This window comes from Streptomyces sp. NPDC030165, from assembly GCF_055573595.1.
The window spans coordinates 220,589-238,319 of sequence record NZ_JBVIBD010000003.1 but is presented as its reverse complement, the minus strand read 5'-3'; the positions used below and the strand labels follow the sequence as shown (position 1 = coordinate 238,319).

12 protein-coding genes are annotated in these 17,731 nt (G+C 72.6%); 6 read left to right on the top strand and 6 right to left on the bottom strand.

What is annotated here, in order from left to right; translation table 11 throughout:
* Positions 1–40: 40 nt before the first annotated feature.
* The 3 genes from ACZ4Z1_RS07460 to ACZ4Z1_RS07450 all read right to left on the bottom strand — a co-directional run bounded on the left by ACZ4Z1_RS07460 (position 41) and on the right by ACZ4Z1_RS07450 (position 4,542).
* The gene (locus ACZ4Z1_RS07460) at positions 41–1,909 is read right to left on the bottom strand and encodes a transketolase (protein WP_468485616.1); all 1,869 of its coding nucleotides are present in this window, start codon (positions 1,907–1,909) and stop codon (positions 41–43) included.
* The gene (locus tag ACZ4Z1_RS07455) at positions 1,909–3,390 is read right to left on the bottom strand and encodes an NAD(P)/FAD-dependent oxidoreductase (protein ID WP_468485615.1); all 1,482 of its coding nucleotides are present in this window, start codon (positions 3,388–3,390) and stop codon (positions 1,909–1,911) included. The genes ACZ4Z1_RS07460 and ACZ4Z1_RS07455 overlap by 1 nt, the downstream gene beginning before the upstream one ends.
* 165 nt (positions 3,391–3,555) lie before the next feature.
* The gene (locus tag ACZ4Z1_RS07450; protein ID WP_468485614.1) at positions 3,556–4,542 is read right to left on the bottom strand and encodes an NADPH:quinone reductase; all 987 of its coding nucleotides are present in this window, start codon (positions 4,540–4,542) and stop codon (positions 3,556–3,558) included.
* 92 nt (positions 4,543–4,634) lie between these two features.
* Between ACZ4Z1_RS07450 and ACZ4Z1_RS07445 the strand changes: the two genes are divergently transcribed.
* Genes ACZ4Z1_RS07445 through ACZ4Z1_RS07420 form a run of 6 tightly spaced genes read left to right on the top strand, consistent with a single transcriptional unit; the run spans position 4,635 to position 12,537 of the window.
* Positions 4,635–5,705, top strand: a complete 1,071-nt coding sequence (locus ACZ4Z1_RS07445; RefSeq protein ID WP_468485613.1) for a gluconate 2-dehydrogenase subunit 3 family protein — start codon at positions 4,635–4,637, stop codon at positions 5,703–5,705.
* Positions 5,706–5,717: 12 nt separating this feature from the next.
* On the top strand, positions 5,718–7,526 hold the full coding sequence (locus tag ACZ4Z1_RS07440; protein ID WP_468485612.1) for a GMC oxidoreductase: 1,809 nt from the start codon (positions 5,718–5,720) through the stop codon (positions 7,524–7,526).
* A gap of 1 nt (position 7,527) precedes the next feature.
* Positions 7,528–8,658 carry a cupin domain-containing protein gene (locus ACZ4Z1_RS07435; RefSeq protein WP_468485611.1) on the top strand — a complete coding sequence of 377 codons (1,131 nt, stop codon included), beginning with the start codon at positions 7,528–7,530 and terminating at the stop codon, positions 8,656–8,658.
* 12 nt (positions 8,659–8,670) lie between these two features.
* On the top strand, positions 8,671–9,924 hold the full coding sequence (locus ACZ4Z1_RS07430; RefSeq protein ID WP_468485610.1) for a cupin domain-containing protein: 1,254 nt from the start codon (positions 8,671–8,673) through the stop codon (positions 9,922–9,924).
* A complete protein-coding gene (gene glgX, locus ACZ4Z1_RS07425) occupies positions 9,924–11,957 on the top strand; it encodes a glycogen debranching protein GlgX (protein ID WP_468485609.1) in 2,034 nt (677 codons plus the stop codon). Before ACZ4Z1_RS07430 ends, glgX begins: the two co-directional genes overlap by 1 nt.
* Before the next feature lie 46 nt (positions 11,958–12,003).
* On the top strand, positions 12,004–12,537 hold the full coding sequence (locus ACZ4Z1_RS07420; RefSeq protein ID WP_468485608.1) for a DUF2165 domain-containing protein: 534 nt from the start codon (positions 12,004–12,006) through the stop codon (positions 12,535–12,537).
* A gap of 65 nt (positions 12,538–12,602) precedes the next feature.
* On the opposite strand, the gene ACZ4Z1_RS07415 is transcribed toward ACZ4Z1_RS07420, so the two are convergent.
* The 3 genes from ACZ4Z1_RS07415 to ACZ4Z1_RS07405 all read right to left on the bottom strand — a co-directional run bounded on the left by ACZ4Z1_RS07415 (position 12,603) and on the right by ACZ4Z1_RS07405 (position 17,648).
* Entirely contained in the window at positions 12,603–13,073 is a 471-nt protein-coding gene (locus ACZ4Z1_RS07415) for a hypothetical protein (RefSeq protein WP_468485607.1), read from the bottom strand.
* Positions 13,074–13,130: 57 nt separating this feature from the next.
* Complete coding sequence (locus ACZ4Z1_RS07410; protein ID WP_468485606.1) at positions 13,131–14,303, bottom strand: FAD-dependent monooxygenase; 1,173 nt, start codon at positions 14,301–14,303, stop codon at positions 13,131–13,133.
* Positions 14,304–14,447: 144 nt separating this feature from the next.
* Positions 14,448–17,648 (bottom strand): bifunctional cytochrome P450/NADPH--P450 reductase, encoded by a 3,201-nt coding sequence (locus ACZ4Z1_RS07405; protein ID WP_468485605.1) that lies wholly within the window; start codon positions 17,646–17,648, stop codon positions 14,448–14,450.
* Between the last annotated feature and the right edge of the window lie 83 nt (positions 17,649–17,731).

Below are 17,731 nucleotides of genomic sequence, written 5' to 3'. Positions count from 1 at the left end.
CGGCCCCCGAGGAGGGGGCGGGGCCGCCGGCCGCGGGCGCTCACGGTGTCGAGGTGAGCAGCCCCCTGGCCGTCGCCGCGATCGCCTCGGCGTCGATGCCGGCGGCCCGCAGCTGCTCCTCCGGGGACGCCGACCCGGGCATGGTGCGCACCGCGAGCCGGGCCAGGCGCGGCACCGGGCCGCCGTCGGTGAAGGCGTCCAGCACCGCGTCGCCGAGGCCGCCCTCGGGGTGGTGGTCCTCCACGGTGATGATCCGCCCGGTGACCTCGGCGGCCTCGCGCAGCGTGGGCAGGTCCACCGGCTTGAGGGAGTACAGGTCGATGACGCGGGCGGCCACGCCCTCCTCGGCCAGGGTGTCGGCGGCGGCCAGTGCCTCGTGGACGGTCACCCCGGCGGCCACGAGGGTGACCCGGTCCTCGGGGGTGGCCCGCAGCGTCTTGCTGCCGCCGATCGGGAAGTCCTCCCCGGGGCCGTAGATGACGGGGCTCTCGCCGCGGGAGGTGCGCAGGTAGCGGATGCCGCTCGCGTCGGCCATGGCGGCGGTCAGGCGGGCCGCCTGGTTGGCGTCGCACGGGTACAGGACGGTGCTGCCGTGCACGGCGCGGAACGCGGCCAGGTCCTCCAGGCCCATCTGCGAGGGGCCGTCCTCGCCGATGGCGACGCCCGCGTGCGAGCCGACGAGGTTGAGGTCGGCCCGGCTGACGGCGGCCATCCGGACGAAGTCGTAGGCGCGGCTGAGGAAGGCGGCGAAGGTGGTGGCGTACGGCACCCAGCCGCGTACCTGCATGCCGACGGCGGCGGCCACCATCTGCTGTTCGGCGATGTAGCACTGGAAGTACCGGTCGGGGTGGGCGTCACCGAAGGCCTGGGCGCGGGTGGAGTCACCGACCTCGCCGTCCAGCGCGACCACGTCGCCGCGGGCCGCGCCGAGCGCGGCGAGCGCCTCGCCGAAGGCGTTGCGGGTGGCGACCGCGTCACCGACCTTGTAGTCCGGCAGCTCGGGCTCGCCGCCGCCGGCCCGCAGCCGCGGTGCGGCCTCGCGCGGCGGCCGTACCGCCACGTGCAGGTCGCGCACGCCGCCCAGTTCCTCGATCGCCTCCGCGGCGTCCTTCAGCGGCTTGCCGTGCTTGCCTTCCTGGTCGGCCACGGCCCGTACGCCCTGGCCCTTGCGGGTCTTCGCGATGATCGCGGTGGGCCGGTCGGTGGTGGCGGCCGCCTCGGTGTACGCGCGGTCCACGGCCGCCACGTCGTGGCCGTCCACCTCGACGGTGTGCCAGTCGAAGGACCGGATTCGGCGCGCGTAGGCGTCCAGGTCCCAGCCGTGCCGGGTGGCCCCGCGCTGGCCGAGCCGGTTCACGTCGATGATCGCGGTGAGGTTGGCCAGCCGCTCGTACCCGGCGTGCTCGAACGCCTCCCACATCGAGCCCTCGGCCATCTCGCTGTCGCCGCACACCACCCACACGCGGTACGGGACGCGGTCCAGGTCGCGGCCCGCCAGGGCGAGGCCGACGCCGATGGGCAGGCCCTGGCCCAGTGAGCCGGTGGCCACGTCCACCCACGGGATGCGCGGAGTGGGGTGTCCCTCCAGCAGGCTGCCGTTCTTGCGGAAGGTCAGCAGCTGCTCGTCGGTGAGGGCCCCGGCGGCCTTGCCCATGGCGTACACCAGGGGCGAGGCGTGTCCCTTGGAGAAGACCAGGTGGTCGTTGCCGGGGTTCTCGGGGTCGTCGAAGTCGTAGCGCAGGTGCTCGTCGAGCAGTACGGCGGCCAGGTCGGCCGCGGACATCGAGGAGGTCGGGTGGCCGGAGCCGGCGGCGTCGGCGGCCCGTACGGAGTCGACGCGCAGCTGCTGTGCCAGCTCGCGCAGGCGGTCGTACCGGGCGTCGGCACCCGGGTCGTTCTGCGTGGTCATCAGGTTCCTTCCGCTTTTCGGGTCCCGTCGGGCTGCTCGCCGGCCGCCTCGGGCCGGCCCTCGGGGCCGGTCTTCTCCCCCGGGCCCCCCGGTCCCTTCGGTTCCCCCGACACCTTCGGTTCCCCCGATTTGTCCGTTTTCACCGTCCGTCCGCCGGCCGGTATCCGGGCCAGCTCCGGCGCCGCCGTGTCCAGCGGCACCGACCAGGAGCGCACCAGGCCCAGCTGGACGCCCTGGCGCGGCAGTGCCGCGTCCAGCAGCCAGTCGGCGGCGACCCTGACCCGGTTCCCGGGCATCGCCATCAGGTGGTAACCGCGGGTCACGGCGTTGGCGACCGGGCCGGACAGCGGGACGTGCAGCGGGTTGGCGGCGGCCTGCACCCCGCCGAGGTCGACCATGAAGCCCAGGTCGTGGTGCTTGTAGGCGCGCGGCTCGCCCTGCCCGTACGAGGCGGCGACGTTGTGGGCCGCGACCTTGCCCTGGCGCTGCGCGTGCTGGGCGGTCATCGGCGTGGTCTCGCCCGGCCGGGTCAGGTCCGGTACGGCGGCGGCGTCGCCGCAGGCGAGCACCTCGGGGTGGCCGGGTACGGCGAGGAACTCGTCCACGCACAGCCGGCCGCGTTCGGTGGGCAGGCCCAGCGACTCGACCAGCGGGTCCGGCCGCACGCCGACGCACCAGATCAGCGACCGGGTGTCGACGGACGTGCCGTCGTCCAGCAGCACCCCGTCCGAGGTGGCCTCCTTGACGGAGGTCTTGGTGCGGATCTCGACGCCGCGCTTGCTGAGCACCCGGTGCGCGGTGCGCGACAGCCGGTGGTCCAGTTCGGGCAGCACCCGGTCGGCGAGATCCAGCAGGATCCAGCGGGGCTGCGGCTCGCCGCGCAGCCCGGCGTTGCGGCGCGCCAGCGACCGGGTGAACGTCACGCCGTGCGCGGCGACTTCGGTCCCCGTATAGCCGGCGCCGACCACGACGAAGGTCATCCGGGCGGCCCGCTCGGCCGGGTCCTCGGCGGCGCCCGCCAGCTCGATCTGGCGGGTCATGTGGTCGCGCAGGTACAGCGCCTCGGGCATGCCGCGGAAGCCGTGCGCGTGCTCGGCGACGCCCGGGATGGGCAGCAGCTTGTTGACGCTGCCGACGGTCAGGACGAGGCGGTCGTAGCCGAGGGTTCCGGTGCGGCCCTCCGGGTCGGTGTACTCCACCCGGCGGCCGTCCAGGTCGACGCCGCCGACCTGGCCGAGGACCAGCCGGACGTCCGGCAGCGTGCCGGTCAGCGACACCGACACCCGGCGCGGCTCCAGGATCCCGGCGGAGACCTCGGGCAGCAACGGCAGGTAGAGGAAGTAGTCGTTGGGGTTGATCAGCACGACCTCCGCGGCGCCGCGGTACTTCCTGGCGAGCGTGCGGGCGCACTCGTACCCGGCGAAGCCCGCCCCCACGATCACCACGCGCGGCCGCCTCCCGTTATGGGCCTCCGCCGTCATCTGCGTCTCCTCTCACCTCGGGGTCCTGCCCTGATCGGCCCGGGTGCCCGCATTCCGCGCGGGTATGTACGCCGTCCGGCCCAGTCGCGCCGTACCGGTGGGCGTTCGGCCACCGGGAACCGGGCGGCGTTCGGCCGCCGTGTACCGGGACGGCGCCGCGGCCGCTCAGTCCGGCAGGGCGAGCAGCACCCGCCCCGGCCTCCTCGGGTGTTCGACGGCTTCGTGCGCGGCGGCGACGGCGTCCAAGGGGTGGACGGCCGCGACGGGGTAGCGCAGCGCGGACGCGGCGGCCGCCGCCGTGATGTCGGGCAGGGCCAGACGTACCGCTTCCCGGGGGAAGTCGTCGTAGCCGAGGAGCCGTACGGTCGCGTTCTTGAAGGCCAGCGGCCAGAAGGGCAGCGCGGGGGCGGGCTCTCGGGTGGCGTAGGCGGTGAGGGTGCCGCCCGGGGCGAGCAGACGCGCGTCGAGGGCGGCGTTGGCGTCGAAGGCGACCTCGACGACCCGGTCGGCGCCGCGTCCGCCGGTCAGCGCGAGCACCGCGTCCGCCACATCACCCCCCGCGCACACCGCCCGGTCCACCCCCAGTTCCCGTAGCGCGTCGAGCTGGTCCGGGCTGCTGACCGTGCCGATGACCTGCGCGCCGGCGCGGCGCGCCAGGACGGCCGCCGCGCGGCCGACGCTGCCCAGCGCGCCCGCCACCACCACCGTCCGCCCGGCCACCGGGCCGTCCGCGAAGACCGCGCGGTGCGCGGTGATGCCGGGGATGCCCAGGCAGGCGCCCTGTTCGGCGGTCACGCCGTCGGGCAGGGCGCCGACGCAGCCCTCGGGGACGACCGTGTACTGGGCGGCGGTCCCGTACGGGCGGTAGCTCTGCGCGTACGAGCACCAGGCGCGGCGGCCCACCCAGGCGGCGGACACCCCGTCACCGACGGCGTCCACCACTCCCGCGCCGTCGCAGTGCGGCACGATCCGCGGGAAGTCCGGCGTGGCGGCGCCCAGCCAGACCTGCCGCTTCTTGACGTCCCCGGGGTTGATCCCGGAGAACTCCAGCCGGATGCGCAGTTCCCCGGGGCCGGGCTCGGGTGTGGGCAGCTCCCCCACCTGGAACACCTTTCGGGCCGGGCCCCTGTTCTCGTACCAAGCGGCGCGCATACGGGCACGATACGGCGTCTGCCGACGGCGTGGACAACTCCCGTCCCGCGCAATACTTTCAATGGCACCTCAAGACGTCCCGGGGGTGCGCGGTGAAGATCGAGGTCATCGAGAAAGACGATCAGTACATTCTCAATCACTGCACCAAATACCTCGCCAGGGAAAGCCGGGACGCGCGCCATGATTTCGGGCAGTACGCGCCGGGTGACGACCGGGCGGCGATCTGCGAGGCCTGGCGTTTCCCGGTCGTCGACGCGCACTGGGACGGGGCGTCGGCGGCCGCCTCGTATCCGTACAACGATGTGACGTTCGTCTACGACGGCCGCCGCGACGCCCCTGCCTCGGTGGCCGTACTGGGCACCTTCGGGCCGCTGCACTCGCCGGTGCCGCTGCGGCCGCTGGTGTTCGCGGGCGAGCCGACCGGCTTCCACGCGACCACCGTGCGGGTGCCGAAGGGGCAGGTGCACACGTACAAGTTCGCGGTGGACGGGGTGTACGCGCTCGACCCGGTCAACCCGCAGCGCACCGTCCTGGACAACGGCGAGCCCTGGTCCCGCTTCTTCACCGACGCCTGCACCGTGCCGCTGTCGCTGAGCCGCGCCGAGCGCGACCTGCTGGGCCGGCTGGTGTGCCACCTGCTGCCCTTCCGGCTCGACGAGAACCGGCGGCTGATCCGCGGGGTGTACGAGTCGCTGGACCGCGCGAGCCGGGACGAGGAATTCCCGCTGGCCTACCAGCTGGACGACGAGGTGGGCACGGTCAACTACATCGACAAACTGATCGCCCGCCAGGAACAGCACCACGCCGATGATTACCACACCTGCCTCAAAATCATCGGTGAAATCATGCGGTCCCGTTTCGGCGGACTCGATCCTGCGGCCGCGCCCGCGGACCTGTACGCGGATCTCTACCGGCAGATGGAAACCGAAAAGGTGGACGGCTGGGACTACTCCCGTTACGGAAGTCCGCGGTTCTTCCTGCTGCTCCTGCGCCGGCACGCGATGACCGGTGCGTTCGTGCACCCGAAACACGGCGGAAATTCCGGTGCGGCGGGCTGGATGTACCTGGAGAGCCGGTTCCGGGACGCGCGGGACGGCACGCTCTTCGACTGGCGGCGGGCGCTGGAGTCACCGCTGGGCCACAACACCGACTACCGCGGCTGAGTGGAGGACGGCATGGACGGGGAGAGCGCCACGGTCGTCGTCATCGGCAGCGGCGCGGGCGGCGCGCCGCTCACCCACACGCTCGTACGGGCGGGCCACCGGGTGGTCGTACTGGAGAAGGGGCCGTTGCTGCGCACCCAGGCGCAGAGCCCCACCGGTCTGTCGGACTTCAAGCGCGACGAGTGCTTCGCCACCGGGTCGGAGAAGCGCATCACCGTCCAGGGCGTGGCCAACACGGGCGAGTCGTACTTCTCCAGCCACGTCGAGCCGGACCTGAACGACGAGCCGCACGTCTACCGCGGCAGCGACGGGCAGGACCGGGTCACCATCGAGGGCTACACGGCCCAAGTAGTGGGCGGCGGTACCCAGTTGTACGGCGGTGTGTCCCCCCGCTTCATGCCCGAGGACCTGCGGCTGGCCACCCTCAACGCGTCGCGCGGCGACCTGCGCGACGACCCGGGCGGCGACGTGCGCCGGGAGGCCCGCGACTGGCCGCTGGACTACGCCGCGCTGGAGCCGTACTACACCAAGGCCGAGGAACTGGTCGGTATCAACGGGACCTGGGACGGGCAGGCCAAGGTCCCGTCCCAGGACCGCTACCAGCCGCCGCTGGAGCCCAACCCGATCAGCGCGTACGCGGCCGCCGGCATGGACGCGCTCGGCATGCGCCGCTACCGCACCCCGCTCGCGGTCATCACCCGCGACCACGCGCCCAGCGGCCGCACGGCGCCCGCCGACGCCGACACCATCAAGACGGCGTTCGTCAACCGCTACGGCGACCCGCTGGGCCTGAAGTCCAACGTCTGGGTGTCGCTGCTGGCGCCGCTGCGCGACGTGAACGGCAGCGGCGGCCTGGACCTGCGGGCCAACTGCACCGTCACACACCTGGAGGCGGACGGCCCGCGCGTGACGAAGGTGCACTACCGCGACCCCGGCGGGCGGCCCCGTACGATTGCCGCCGGCACCGTCGTCGTGGCCTGCTCGGCGATCGAGTCCGTACGGCTGCTCCAGCTGTCCGGGCTGCTCGACCCGGCCTTCGACAAGCGCGTCAACGCCAACGGGCTGCTGGGACGGTACTTCCTGACGCACTGCTTCGGCGGCGCGCAGTGCACCGTGCCGGACCGCTCGGACAAGTCCAAGACACTGGACTCCGACTGGGCCACCGACCACTGCGCGCGCCCCGAGTGGTACCGCGCCCAGGGCCTGTGGGCCGGCGGCGTGATCTACAACAACACCTCCGACGGCGCCCTGCCCATCTCCCTCGCCCGCACCTGGCACGCGATGGACATGGACACCATGTGGAAGGGCTACCTCTACGACACGAGCCTCGTCGGCAACGGCTTCGAGGACTACCTGGAGGAGAGCTTCGGGCGCCGCCTGTCCGTGGCGTTCATGGCCAACCAGGTGCCCCAGCGGGAGAACCGCATCGAGTTGCACCCGAGCGTCAAGGACAAGTGGGGCCGCCCGGTCGCGTACATCATCAAGACCTGGCACCCGCACGACCGGGCGCTGATGGACGCCCTCGCCGAGCAGTGCCGGCAGATCCTGGTGCGCGGCGGTGACGTGCGTGACGTCAGTTCGGGGTCGGTGGGCGGCTCGGTGGTACGGATCGCCAACCACGTACTGGGCGGCGCCCGGTTCGGCAGCGACGCTGCGGACTCCGTCCTCGACCCCGACTGCCGGGCCTGGAACTTCGACAACCTCTACGTCACCGACGGGGCGTTCATGCCGACCTCGGGCAGCGCCAACCCGACGCTGACCATCGAGGCCAACTCCTTCCGCGTCGGCGATGTGCTGCTGGACAGGGTCGGGAGGCCGTGACATGGACAGCCGCTTCGACGAGGTCTACACCCACCCCGAGAACGAGATCTTCCGCGTCGTCTTCTACCCGGACCGGATCTACCACGCCCGCTACCTCAACGCGACCCGCTCCTCCCGCTACCGCTACCACGTCGCCGAGGTGCGCGGCTCTGCGGACGGCACCGCCATCAAGGGCGACGTCTTCCTCGGCGGCTCCAAGCTGTGCCCGATGCTGCGCATCGAGTACTCCGGCATCCGGCTCGTCGAGCAGGCCAGGGAGTTCAACCGGCGCCTCGGGCCCCGTACGAAGGCGTGGCTGAAGGTCACCGGCGAGGACCCGGCCGACTCCGCCGAGGCCATCGTCACGCTGCACTGGGACCCGGTGATCGGCGCGTACGCGACGGAGATCTGGGAGACGCTGGAGCCGCCGGACGGCACCGCGCACGACCACCGGGTACTGCCCCTGATGGGCCGCGACGCGCCGATCACGCGGGTGCCCCGGCTGTCCCCGCTGCTCGGCTCGGTCTCCGAGGTCGCGATGGCCTTCCGTGAGGACGGTGTGCTGTATCCGACCGGCCAGCGGCTGGGCAATCCGCAGTGGGACAACGCCTTCCTCCGCTCGCACCAGGAACCGCGCACCCAGGAGCCCAGCGACCCGCGCAACACCGTCGCCGACAGCAACTACCTGCTCGACTTCCAGCGTGGCTTCTTCATCCCCGACGCCTCACAGATCCCACCGGTCAACTACCGCAACGCCATGAGCGACGAGGGCAACCCGGAGCGCCGGGACGACAACATCGTGCAGATGCGCTGGCTGTTCCAGCGCGAACTCGGCAGCGACCTGGTGTTCTTCCACGAGGTGACGGTGCCGCCGGGCGCGGTGGAGGGCACCCACCGGCACATCGGCTCGGAGGAGCTGTACTACGTCGTCTCCGGCACCGGCACCGCGTACCTGAGCGACGGCGACGACCCGACGACGGCCGCCTACCCGCTGGTCGAGCGGCCCGTCTTCGGCATCGGCCCGGTCAAGTGCCGGGAGCTGCCGGTCAAACCGGGCAGTGTCCTGTACACCAAGAGCGGCGGTGTGCACGGCATCCGCAATCCCGGCACCGAGCCGCTGAAGTTCGTCGCGTTCCTCTACCACACCACCTGAGGCGGTCCCGCGATGCCCAAGATCGTGCACACCGACTCGGTCTTCCGCGTCGACCCGGTCAAACCGCCGGACTACGCGGAGGCCAACCCGCTGCTGAAGCTGCTGGGCCTGGTCGAGCGCACCCGCTTCGCCGCCGAGCGCGAACACTACGAGCCCGCCTCGCTCCAGCACCTGTTCCCGCTGCGCTCGCTCCAGCTGTACGGGCCCGCCTCCCCCGACCAGGACCAGCTGGATCCGGCGCAGCAGGACGACAAGACCGACTTCCAGAAGCAGAACGTCCGCGACTTCACCCTCGCCGACACCCGGGCGGTACGCGGCTGGGCCGAGATCGGCGACTGGCGCGGGCCGTTCCTCCAGCTCTCCTACCGGGGCGGCCCGGACTCCGCGCTGTGGCGCGAGGCGGGCCAGCTCGGTGACACCATCGGCTGCGTGCTGTCCGTCCAGGGCAGCCGGCCGGTGCCGGTCCGGGTGCCGTACGACGAGGAGAGCGACTTCTACACCGTGGAACTGTGGGGGCGGGTCGGCGAGGGGCTGCGCGACCTGCTCGGCCCGCGCGGGCGGACCGCGCTGGACTCCGGACTGCTGCAACCGCGCCCGGACATCGTCACCGGCCTGGGCCAGGACTTCCACCGGGACCAGATGACCAACCAGGATCTGCGGCTGGTCGCCCCGCGGCACGCCATGCACCCCGTACTGCCCTGCTACATCGACGTGCGCTGGACCGCGAGTCCGGACGGCGCGGGCTCGGCCGACCCGCCGTCCGGGTCGGTGCGGCTGGGCTTCGAGATGAAGATCCGCGGCTGGGACCACTACCTGGGCGTCGGTACCAGCCCCACTCCGCACGGCGGCGTCGGTTTCCTGGAATACCGCACCCTCTTCAGCGAGTACGGCCGCTGGGCGGGCACCGGCGACCTGCGGCGGAGCCTGGAGCCGTACAATCTCGACGCGTTCGGCCGCAAGGGCCACGCCAGCGGCGACGTGGAGCCGTTCCTCGCCGTCACCTACATGGACCTGCACGTCCTGGATCCGGCCTGCGGCATCGGCCTGCACCGGCACCGCGACAACCAGGAGGTCTTCCTGATGCTGGAGGGTGACGGGCTGATGGTGATCGGCGACTGGGCCGACTCCGGCAGCCGGGCACGCTCCTTCGAGATGCGCCGGCTGCCCGCCGGGCACCTCGCCCTCCTCAAGGGCGGCAACCTGCACGGGCTGATGAACCCCGCGGACCAGCGGGCGTCCCTCTTCATGTTCGGCGGTTACGACTGATGGCGACCCCCCGTATGCTCCCCACCCCCGGCGACCCGTACCGACTCGGCGCCCATGGGGACGGCTCGGGCACCTTCTTCGCCGTGTACTCCTCGGCGGGCGCGTACGGCGGCTCCGTCGAGCTGTGCCTGCTCGACGAGGGCGGTGAGCGGCGGGTGCCGATGGCGGTGGACTGCGACATCTGGCACACGTACGTGCCGGGCGTACGACCTGGCCAGGGCTACGGCTACCGCGCACACGGCCCGTTCGCGCCCGAGCGGGGGCTGCGCTTCGACCCGTCCCGGCTGCTGCTCGACCCGTACGCCGAAGTCCTGAAGCCGACGGGGGCGCGTACGCTGCTGCCGCTGGTCGCCGACACGGCGTTCGACTGGGGTGACGACCGGGCGCCGCGCCACCCGTGGTCGCGGACGTTCCTGTACGAGACGCACGTCAAGGGCCTGACCGCGCGGCACCCCGAGGTGCCGCAGGCCGTCCGGGGCACGTACGCCGGAGTGGCGCACCCCGCCGTCATCGGGCACCTGAACCGTCTCGGGGTGACGGCGGTCGAACTGATGCCGGTACAGCAATTCCTGCCCGAACCGTTCCTCCTTGACCGCGGCCTGACCAACTACTGGGGCTACTCCACCGTCGGCTTCTTCGCGCCCCACGCCGCGTACAGTTCGGCGGGCCACGACGGCGGCCAGATCACCGAATTCAAACAGATGGTGAAGGCCCTGCACTCCGCCGGCATCGAGGTGATCCTCGACGTCGTCTACAACCACACCGCCGAGGGCCCGCCCGACGACCCGACACTGTGCTTCCGGGGGCTGGCCAACGAGATCTACTACCGCCTGGACCCGGCCGACCCGTCCCGCTACCTCGACACCACCGGCACTCGCAACACCCTCAACGCCGGCCGCCCCGAAGTACTGCGCCTGATCATGGACTCACTGCGCTACTGGGTCACCGAGACCCACGTCGACGGCTTCCGCTTCGACCTGGCCGCGACGCTGGCCCGCCAGTACGGCCACGTCGACCGCCTCGCCGCCTTCTTCGACCTGCTCTACCAGGACCCGGTCGTCGGCCGCGTCAAACTCATCGCCGAACCCTGGGACGTGGGCGCGCCCGACAGCTACCAGGTGGGCCGCTTCCCGCCCGGCTGGAACGAGTGGAACGACCGCTACCGCAACACCGTGCGCGACTTCTGGCGGGGCCGCCCGGCCGTCGGCGACCTGGCGAGCCGGATCGCCGGCTCGTCCGACCTGTACGCCCCCGAGCGGCGCGGCCCGGACGCCTCCATCAACTTCGTCACCTGCCACGACGGCATGACCCTGACGGACCTGGTGACGTACGCGACCAAGCACAACGAGGCCAACGGCGAGCACAACCGGGACGGCACGGACGACAACCGGTCGGCCAATTACGGCGTGGAAGGCCCGACCCGGGACCCGGCCATCGTCTCCCTCCGCGAACGCCAGCGCCGCAACCTGCTCGCCACCCTGCTCCTCTCCCAGGGCTGCACGATGCTGTACGGCGGCGACGAACTCGGCCGTACGCAGGGCGGCAACAACAACGCGTACTGCCAGGACAACCCGACGAGCTGGTACGACTGGTCGGCGCCCACCCCGCTCACCGACTTCGTGGGCCGGGTGGTGGCCCTCCAGCGCGAGCACCCGGTGCTCCGGCGCACCGACTTCCTGACCGGCTCGGGCGATCCCCCGGACATCGCCTGGTACGACCGCGACGGCCGCCCGATGAGCCCGGCACGCTGGGACGACCCGGCCACCCGCTTCCTGGCCTTCCTCCTCGCCGGGGACCGCGCGGCGGCACCGGACACCGACCTCCTGGCCCTGCTCAACTCGGGCGCTGACGCGGTGGACTTCCCGGTGCCCGGGCGGACCGGCACCGTCTACGAGGTGGTGCTGGACACCACCGCGCCGGACGGCGCCCCGGCGGCCTCGGCCACGCTGAAGGCGGGCGACGTGTGCACCGTCCCGGCCCGCACGGTCCTGATCGCGACGGCGGAGCTGCCGGCCGGGCGCCGGCGCCCGTAAGGTGCCCGGGAACAATCACGCTCACCGCAGGCAGGGAGAGACCAGGATGCCGATACGCGCCACCAGACCGTTCCAGGCCCTACCGCTCGCCGCGACCGTGCTCACCGGCACGGTCGCGCTCTACATGGCGCTCGTCGCGTTCGGCAACATCACCGACTTCGGCACCAACCAGGCGTTCGTCCAGCACGTCCTGGCCATGGACACCACCTTCAAGGACCCCGACCTGATGTGGCGGGCCGTCGAGTCACGCACCCTCCAGAACATCGCGTACGTCCTGATCATCGCCTGGGAGACGCTCGCGGCGCTGGTGCTGATCGCGGCGACCGTACTGTGGGCGCGGGAACTGCGCCGGGGCACCGGATACGCCGGCGCGCGGCGCGCGGCCACCGCCGGCCTGCTGATGGTGCTGCTGCTCTTCGGCGCGGGCTTCATCGCGATCGGCGGCGAGTGGTTCTCCATGTGGCAGTCCAAGACCTGGAACGGCCTGGAGGCCGCCACGCGCAACTTCGTGCTGGCGGGCGTCGCGCTGGTGGTCGTGCAACTGCGGGCGGCCGACGAACGCCAGGGCGCTTCTGATTGATCTCCGTGGCCTCGCGACGCCCGGCCCGCACCCTGGCCGGGCGCGGCCCAGGCTCTCGACCGCGGTCAGCGGGTGCTGTTCCCCTCGTCCTCACGGTGGATGTCCATGGCGGTGCTGTGGAACCTCGTCGGCCCGTCCGGCGCATCCCGGCGGAACAGCACACCGGAGGGGCCGACGCGGTACCAGACGTCATCCTCCGGGTCGAAAGGCGCGCACTCGGTGATCCGGCAGCCGTCCGCGGTCAGCTCGGCGACCAGCCGGGAGATCTCCGGAACGGGTTCACGGACGCACTGTCCCGGTGCGCTGGGCAGGGAGACGACGCCGGCCCCGGGCTCGATCTGAAGATGCCAGAGTCTTCCCTTCGCGGTGAACGCCAGCTCCAGGTCGCCGTACAGGCAGTAGACCGGCTCCGGAGCCTCACTGGCGAACGCCTCGGGCTCGCCCCAGCGGGCCACCACGTCGCGGTAGTGGACCCCGGGCGTGGCCACACCCAGCGCCCCGGTTCGCAGCAGCCCCGCGAGACCCGTACCCGTCACGCACTTCACTCCCCACTCTTGGGCACGGACCGACTCAGAAGTGTCGGACCCGCCCTCTCACCACTCGATACGGTAACCGGTCAGCCACGTGTCGGCGCCGTCGCCTCCGCGCCCGACGCTGCGCGGCAGCATCACGTCGCGCACCACCCGCCGCAGCGTGCCCGGCGCCGCCCGGCGGGCCATCAGGGCGCTGTGCGCCACCACCCGTTCCACGCGCGCGCGGCGCAATTCCTCGTACGCGCCGAAGGCCCGCCGGGGTTCGTGCTGGTCGCGCAGGCATTTGGCGAGCACGACGCTGTCCTCGATGGCCATCGAGGCGCCCTGGGCGGCGTTGGGCGCGGCGGCGTGCGCCGCGTCGCCGATGATCACCATGGTGTCGGAGAACCAACGCGGGGTGGTGGCGAGGTCGTAGGCCATGGAGCCGATGATGTGGTCGCCGGTGGCCCGGACGATGTCGGCGGCCGGGGTGCGGTCGCCGCTGAGGAGCGCGGTGACGCGCCGGCGCCACTGGTCGGCGGTGACGGCGGCCAGGTCCTGCCGGGACCGCTCGGGGCCCGGCACGTTGGAGAACCACCACACCTCGCCGTCCGCCGCCGTACAGCCGAAGAAGGCCCGCCTGCCGTAGATCATGGTGTAGGTGTCGGGCGCGGACGGCGGCTCGACGTCGCGGGTGTAGCCGCAGACGGTGTTCTGGCCGGTGTAGCGGGGGCGGGGCGCCGCCGGGTCGATCATCTTGCGGACGACCGAGTGGATGCCGTCCGCGCCGATGAGCAGGTCCCCCTCGGCACGGCTGCCGTCCGCGAAGGACGCCACCACCCGCCGGTCGCCGACGGTCTCGGCGGCGACCAGCCGCTTGCCGTGCCGGACGGCGATCCCGCGGCGGCGCGCCTCGTCGTGCAGCACGCGGTAGAGGGTGGCGCGGGTGAGCGTACGGGGCCCCATGCCCGTATCGCCGGCGGAGCCCGCGAGCGGGCGCTCGCCGAGCCGTTTCCCCGTGCCGCTGAGGAACTCCACCCGCTCGGCGGGGAAGGAGGCGGCCAGGACCGGACCGTGGGCGCCGATGACGCGCAGCGCCTCCAGGCCGTTGGCGAAGACGACGAGGAAGGCGCCGACGTCGTCGGCGCCTTCCTCGTACGCCTCGAAGACCTCCGCGTCGATGTCCGCCTGCCGCAGGGCCATCGCGGTCACCGCGCCCGCGATGCCACCACCGATGATCAGGGCCTTGGTCATGGCGTTCCCCCAGGTGAATCGCCGGACGGCGGCGCGCGGAGCCGCGCCGCCACCGTCCACGATGCCGCCGGTGCCCGGCGGGGAGCCAGACCTGTGCGCGGAGGCGGGGGCCCGGCTCCCGCCGGGAGGCCGTGGCGCCGGGTGTCACCCCGCCGCGTACACGTCTTCCACAAAGCGCCCGGCGGCCGTCAGGTCGCGCAGCCATGCCTCGGCCTGCTCCTCCGTGGCACCTGTGCGGGCCGCGTACAGCTCGCGGAAGGCGGCCCGGACGCCCGGTGCCATCCGACTGCCGTCGCCGCAGACGTACACCCGGGCTCCGGCGTCCAGCAGGGCTCCCACCTCGTCGGCCTCGGCGGCGATGCGGTGCTGGACGTAGCGGCAGCCGTTCTCGGGGCGGGCGCTGAAGGCAGGGCGCAGGGAGACCGCGCCGGCGGTCTCGGCGGCTCGTAGCTCGTCGGCGTGCAGGTAGTCGGCTTCGGGGGCGTCGCAGCCGAAATAGAGCAGGGCGGGCGCCAGCCGGCCCTCGCGGGTGGCGGCCACGCGATCGGCCACGGCGCCGCGGAAGGGGGCCAGGCCGGTGCCGGCCGCGACCAGGATGACCGGCGTCGGGTCGGCGGGGTCGAGGCGGAACGCGTCCCGGCAGGGCTGGACGCGGGCCAGGACGGTGTCGCCGGGCCGGAGCGTGTGCAGGTGCTCGGAGCCGGTGCCGCCGGGCAGCAGGGACACCATCAGGTCGGCGTGACGCGGGTCGGCGGCAGGTGAGGACGACAGGGAGTAGTGGCGGATGCGCAGCGCGGGCAGCAGGTCGAGGACGACCGGCCAGGGCAGCGCGCCGCACAGGGCGGGGTGTTCCTCGATGAGGTCCAGGGTGGTGCGCGGGTCGTCGCCGGTGACCGCCTGGAGGGCGGTGCGCTCGGGCGGACAGGGGTTGTGGGCGGCGAGGGTCCTGAGCTGTTCCGGGGCCGGCCGTGCGCCCAGCTCCACGTGGTGCGTGAGCAGTTGCCGTACGGTCAGCGGACGGTCGACGGGAAGGGCGTCGCGTCCGGCGCGGCCCGCGCCGGCGCGGATGTCGAGGACGGTGTCCAGGTCCACGCCCAGTACGCGTGCCGCGCGCTCGACCGCCGCCGGGCCGTTGGCGGGGAGTACGGCGAGGTGGTCGGCGGTGCGGTAGGTGACGCCGTCGGGCAGGGCGAGGCGCAGGAAGCGCTTGACCCGGGGGTGGCCGGGGGCGGTGAGGTCACGGACCTCGGTGACGGTCATCGGCCGGAGACCGTGGCGGCCGGCGAGTGCGTCCAGGGGACCTCCGGTGACCTCGCGGACGGTGTAGGACGCGTCCGTGGCCTCGGCCGCGGCGCTCGCGCCGATGGTCGCGGGATCGCCGTAGCGCACCAGCAGTTCGGTGCGCAGCGCGGCCGTGAACGCCTTGACGGCGCCGTTCAGGTCGCCGGACGCGTCGGCCTCGCCGCGCGGCAGCAGCCGCTCGGCGCCCAGGGCGGCCAGCCGCTCGTCGAGCACGGTCGGTACGCGCTGGTACGTGGCGGCCCAGTTGCGGTCGCCGACGCCGAGGACGGCGTAGGGGACTCCTTCGGCCCGTGCCTCGTCGCTGTCGAGCCAAGAGAAGAAGCGCGCAGCGTCGTCGGTCGGCTGACCGTTGTAGGAAGCGGTGACGATGACGACCGGGCGGTCGGTGGGCAGTGCGCCGGCCTCGGCGTCCAGCGGGGCCACCTCGGTGGTGAAGCCGAGTCCGGTGGCCTCGTCGGCGATGCGTTCGGCGAAGTCGCGGCAGGTGCCGTAGTTGGTGCCGTGGAGGAGGAGCAGGGCGGTGTCCTGCCGGGCCCGGGTGGGCAGCCCGTCGTCCGTGCCGGGACGGGTGTCGTCCGGCTCCGGCGTCCCGCCGGGCAGGATGGCCAGTGCGGCGCGCAGGGCCGCCCGGTCGGCGGGGGTGCGCCGGCCGAGGGTGAGGGTGAAGCCGTCCGGCTTGAGGGTCAGGGTTTCCTTGATCTTCAGCTGGTAACCGGTGTGGTCGATGAGGCGGTAGCGGTGCACCAGCATGGCGAGCAGCATGGTCGCCTCGTGCAGCGCGAACTGCCGTCCGATGCAGGCGCGTTCGCCCGTACCGAAGGGCTTGTACGCGTGCGGGGAGCGGGCCGCCTCGGCCTCCGGCGCGAACCGCGTGGGGTCGAACAGCTCCGGATTGTCGCCCCAGACCGGGTCGCGGTGCAGCATCGGCGTGAGGACGGTGATCAGCTGGCCGGCCTTCACCGGGTAGCGGCCGCCGAGCAGGGTGTCCGTACGGGCCTGGCGGCTGAAGGCGGCGGCGGTGGGCCACAGCCGCAGCGCCTCGTTGAGGACCTGCCGGGTGAAGGGCAGCCGCCCGATGTCCTCGAAGGACGGGTCGGGGTCGGTCTCGTCGCCCCACAGCTCGTCCGCCTCGCGCTGGGCCAGGCGCAGCGCGGCCGGGTCCTTGAGCAGGTGGTGGAGGGCGAAGGAGAGCGCGCCGGAGGTCGTCTCGTGGCCGGCGATGAGGAAGGTGATGACCTGGTTGCGGATGTTGGCCAGGTCGAGCGTGGTGCCGTCGGCGGGGTGGGTGGCGCCGAGCATCAGTGCGAGCAGGTCGTCGGAGGTCCCGTCCGCGTCGCCGCCCTCGCCCGTACGGGTGGCGATGACCTCGTCGACGACGGAGGCGAGGTAGTCGGCGTCGGCCCGGAAGGCGGCGTCCTGCTCGGTGTAGTCGCCGCCCGGCTTCCGGCCGAGGCGGGTCATGCTCCACTCCAGGCAGCGGACCATCGCCTCGACGAAGGGGTGCGGGGTGTCGCGGGAGAACGACTCGAAGTCGAAGCCGAAGCCGGCCAGGCCGATGGTGTCCAGTGTCATCCGGGTCATGTCGTCGGCGACGTCCACGGGCGTGCCGTCGGCCGCGCGCCGGTCCCAGGCGCCGGTCACCCGGCGGGCCACCTTCAGCATGGCCGGGTGGTAGGTGCGCATCGAGCCGAGCGCGAAGGCCGGCATGAGGATGTCGTGCGCCTTGGCCCAGTTCGGTTCGTCGTTGTACGCGGTGAACAGGCCGTCCCCGGCGAACTCGCGGACGTTCTCCAGGGCGACCGCGATGCCCTTGGCGAAGCGCTCCTCGTCGGCCAGTTCGGTGACCAGCTCCAGCGAGGAGACGAACATCGCTTCGTGGCCGTGCAGCCGCCGCCGGTACACCGGGCCGTGCTCGCGGGCCAGGTCCATGGCCTGCTGGAGGGGGGTGGTGGTGAGCCCGGTGGCCGACAGATCGACGACCGGCACCTCCTCGGTCGGGCGCGCCGCGCCGTCGACTGCTTCGAACGGGATCGTCTCGGTCATGACTCCAGCGTGACCGGCCCGGTGTACCGTGCGACGCCGGGTAACTGCATGATTGTGCAGTGGTTTTTCGCTGTCCGCTCTTG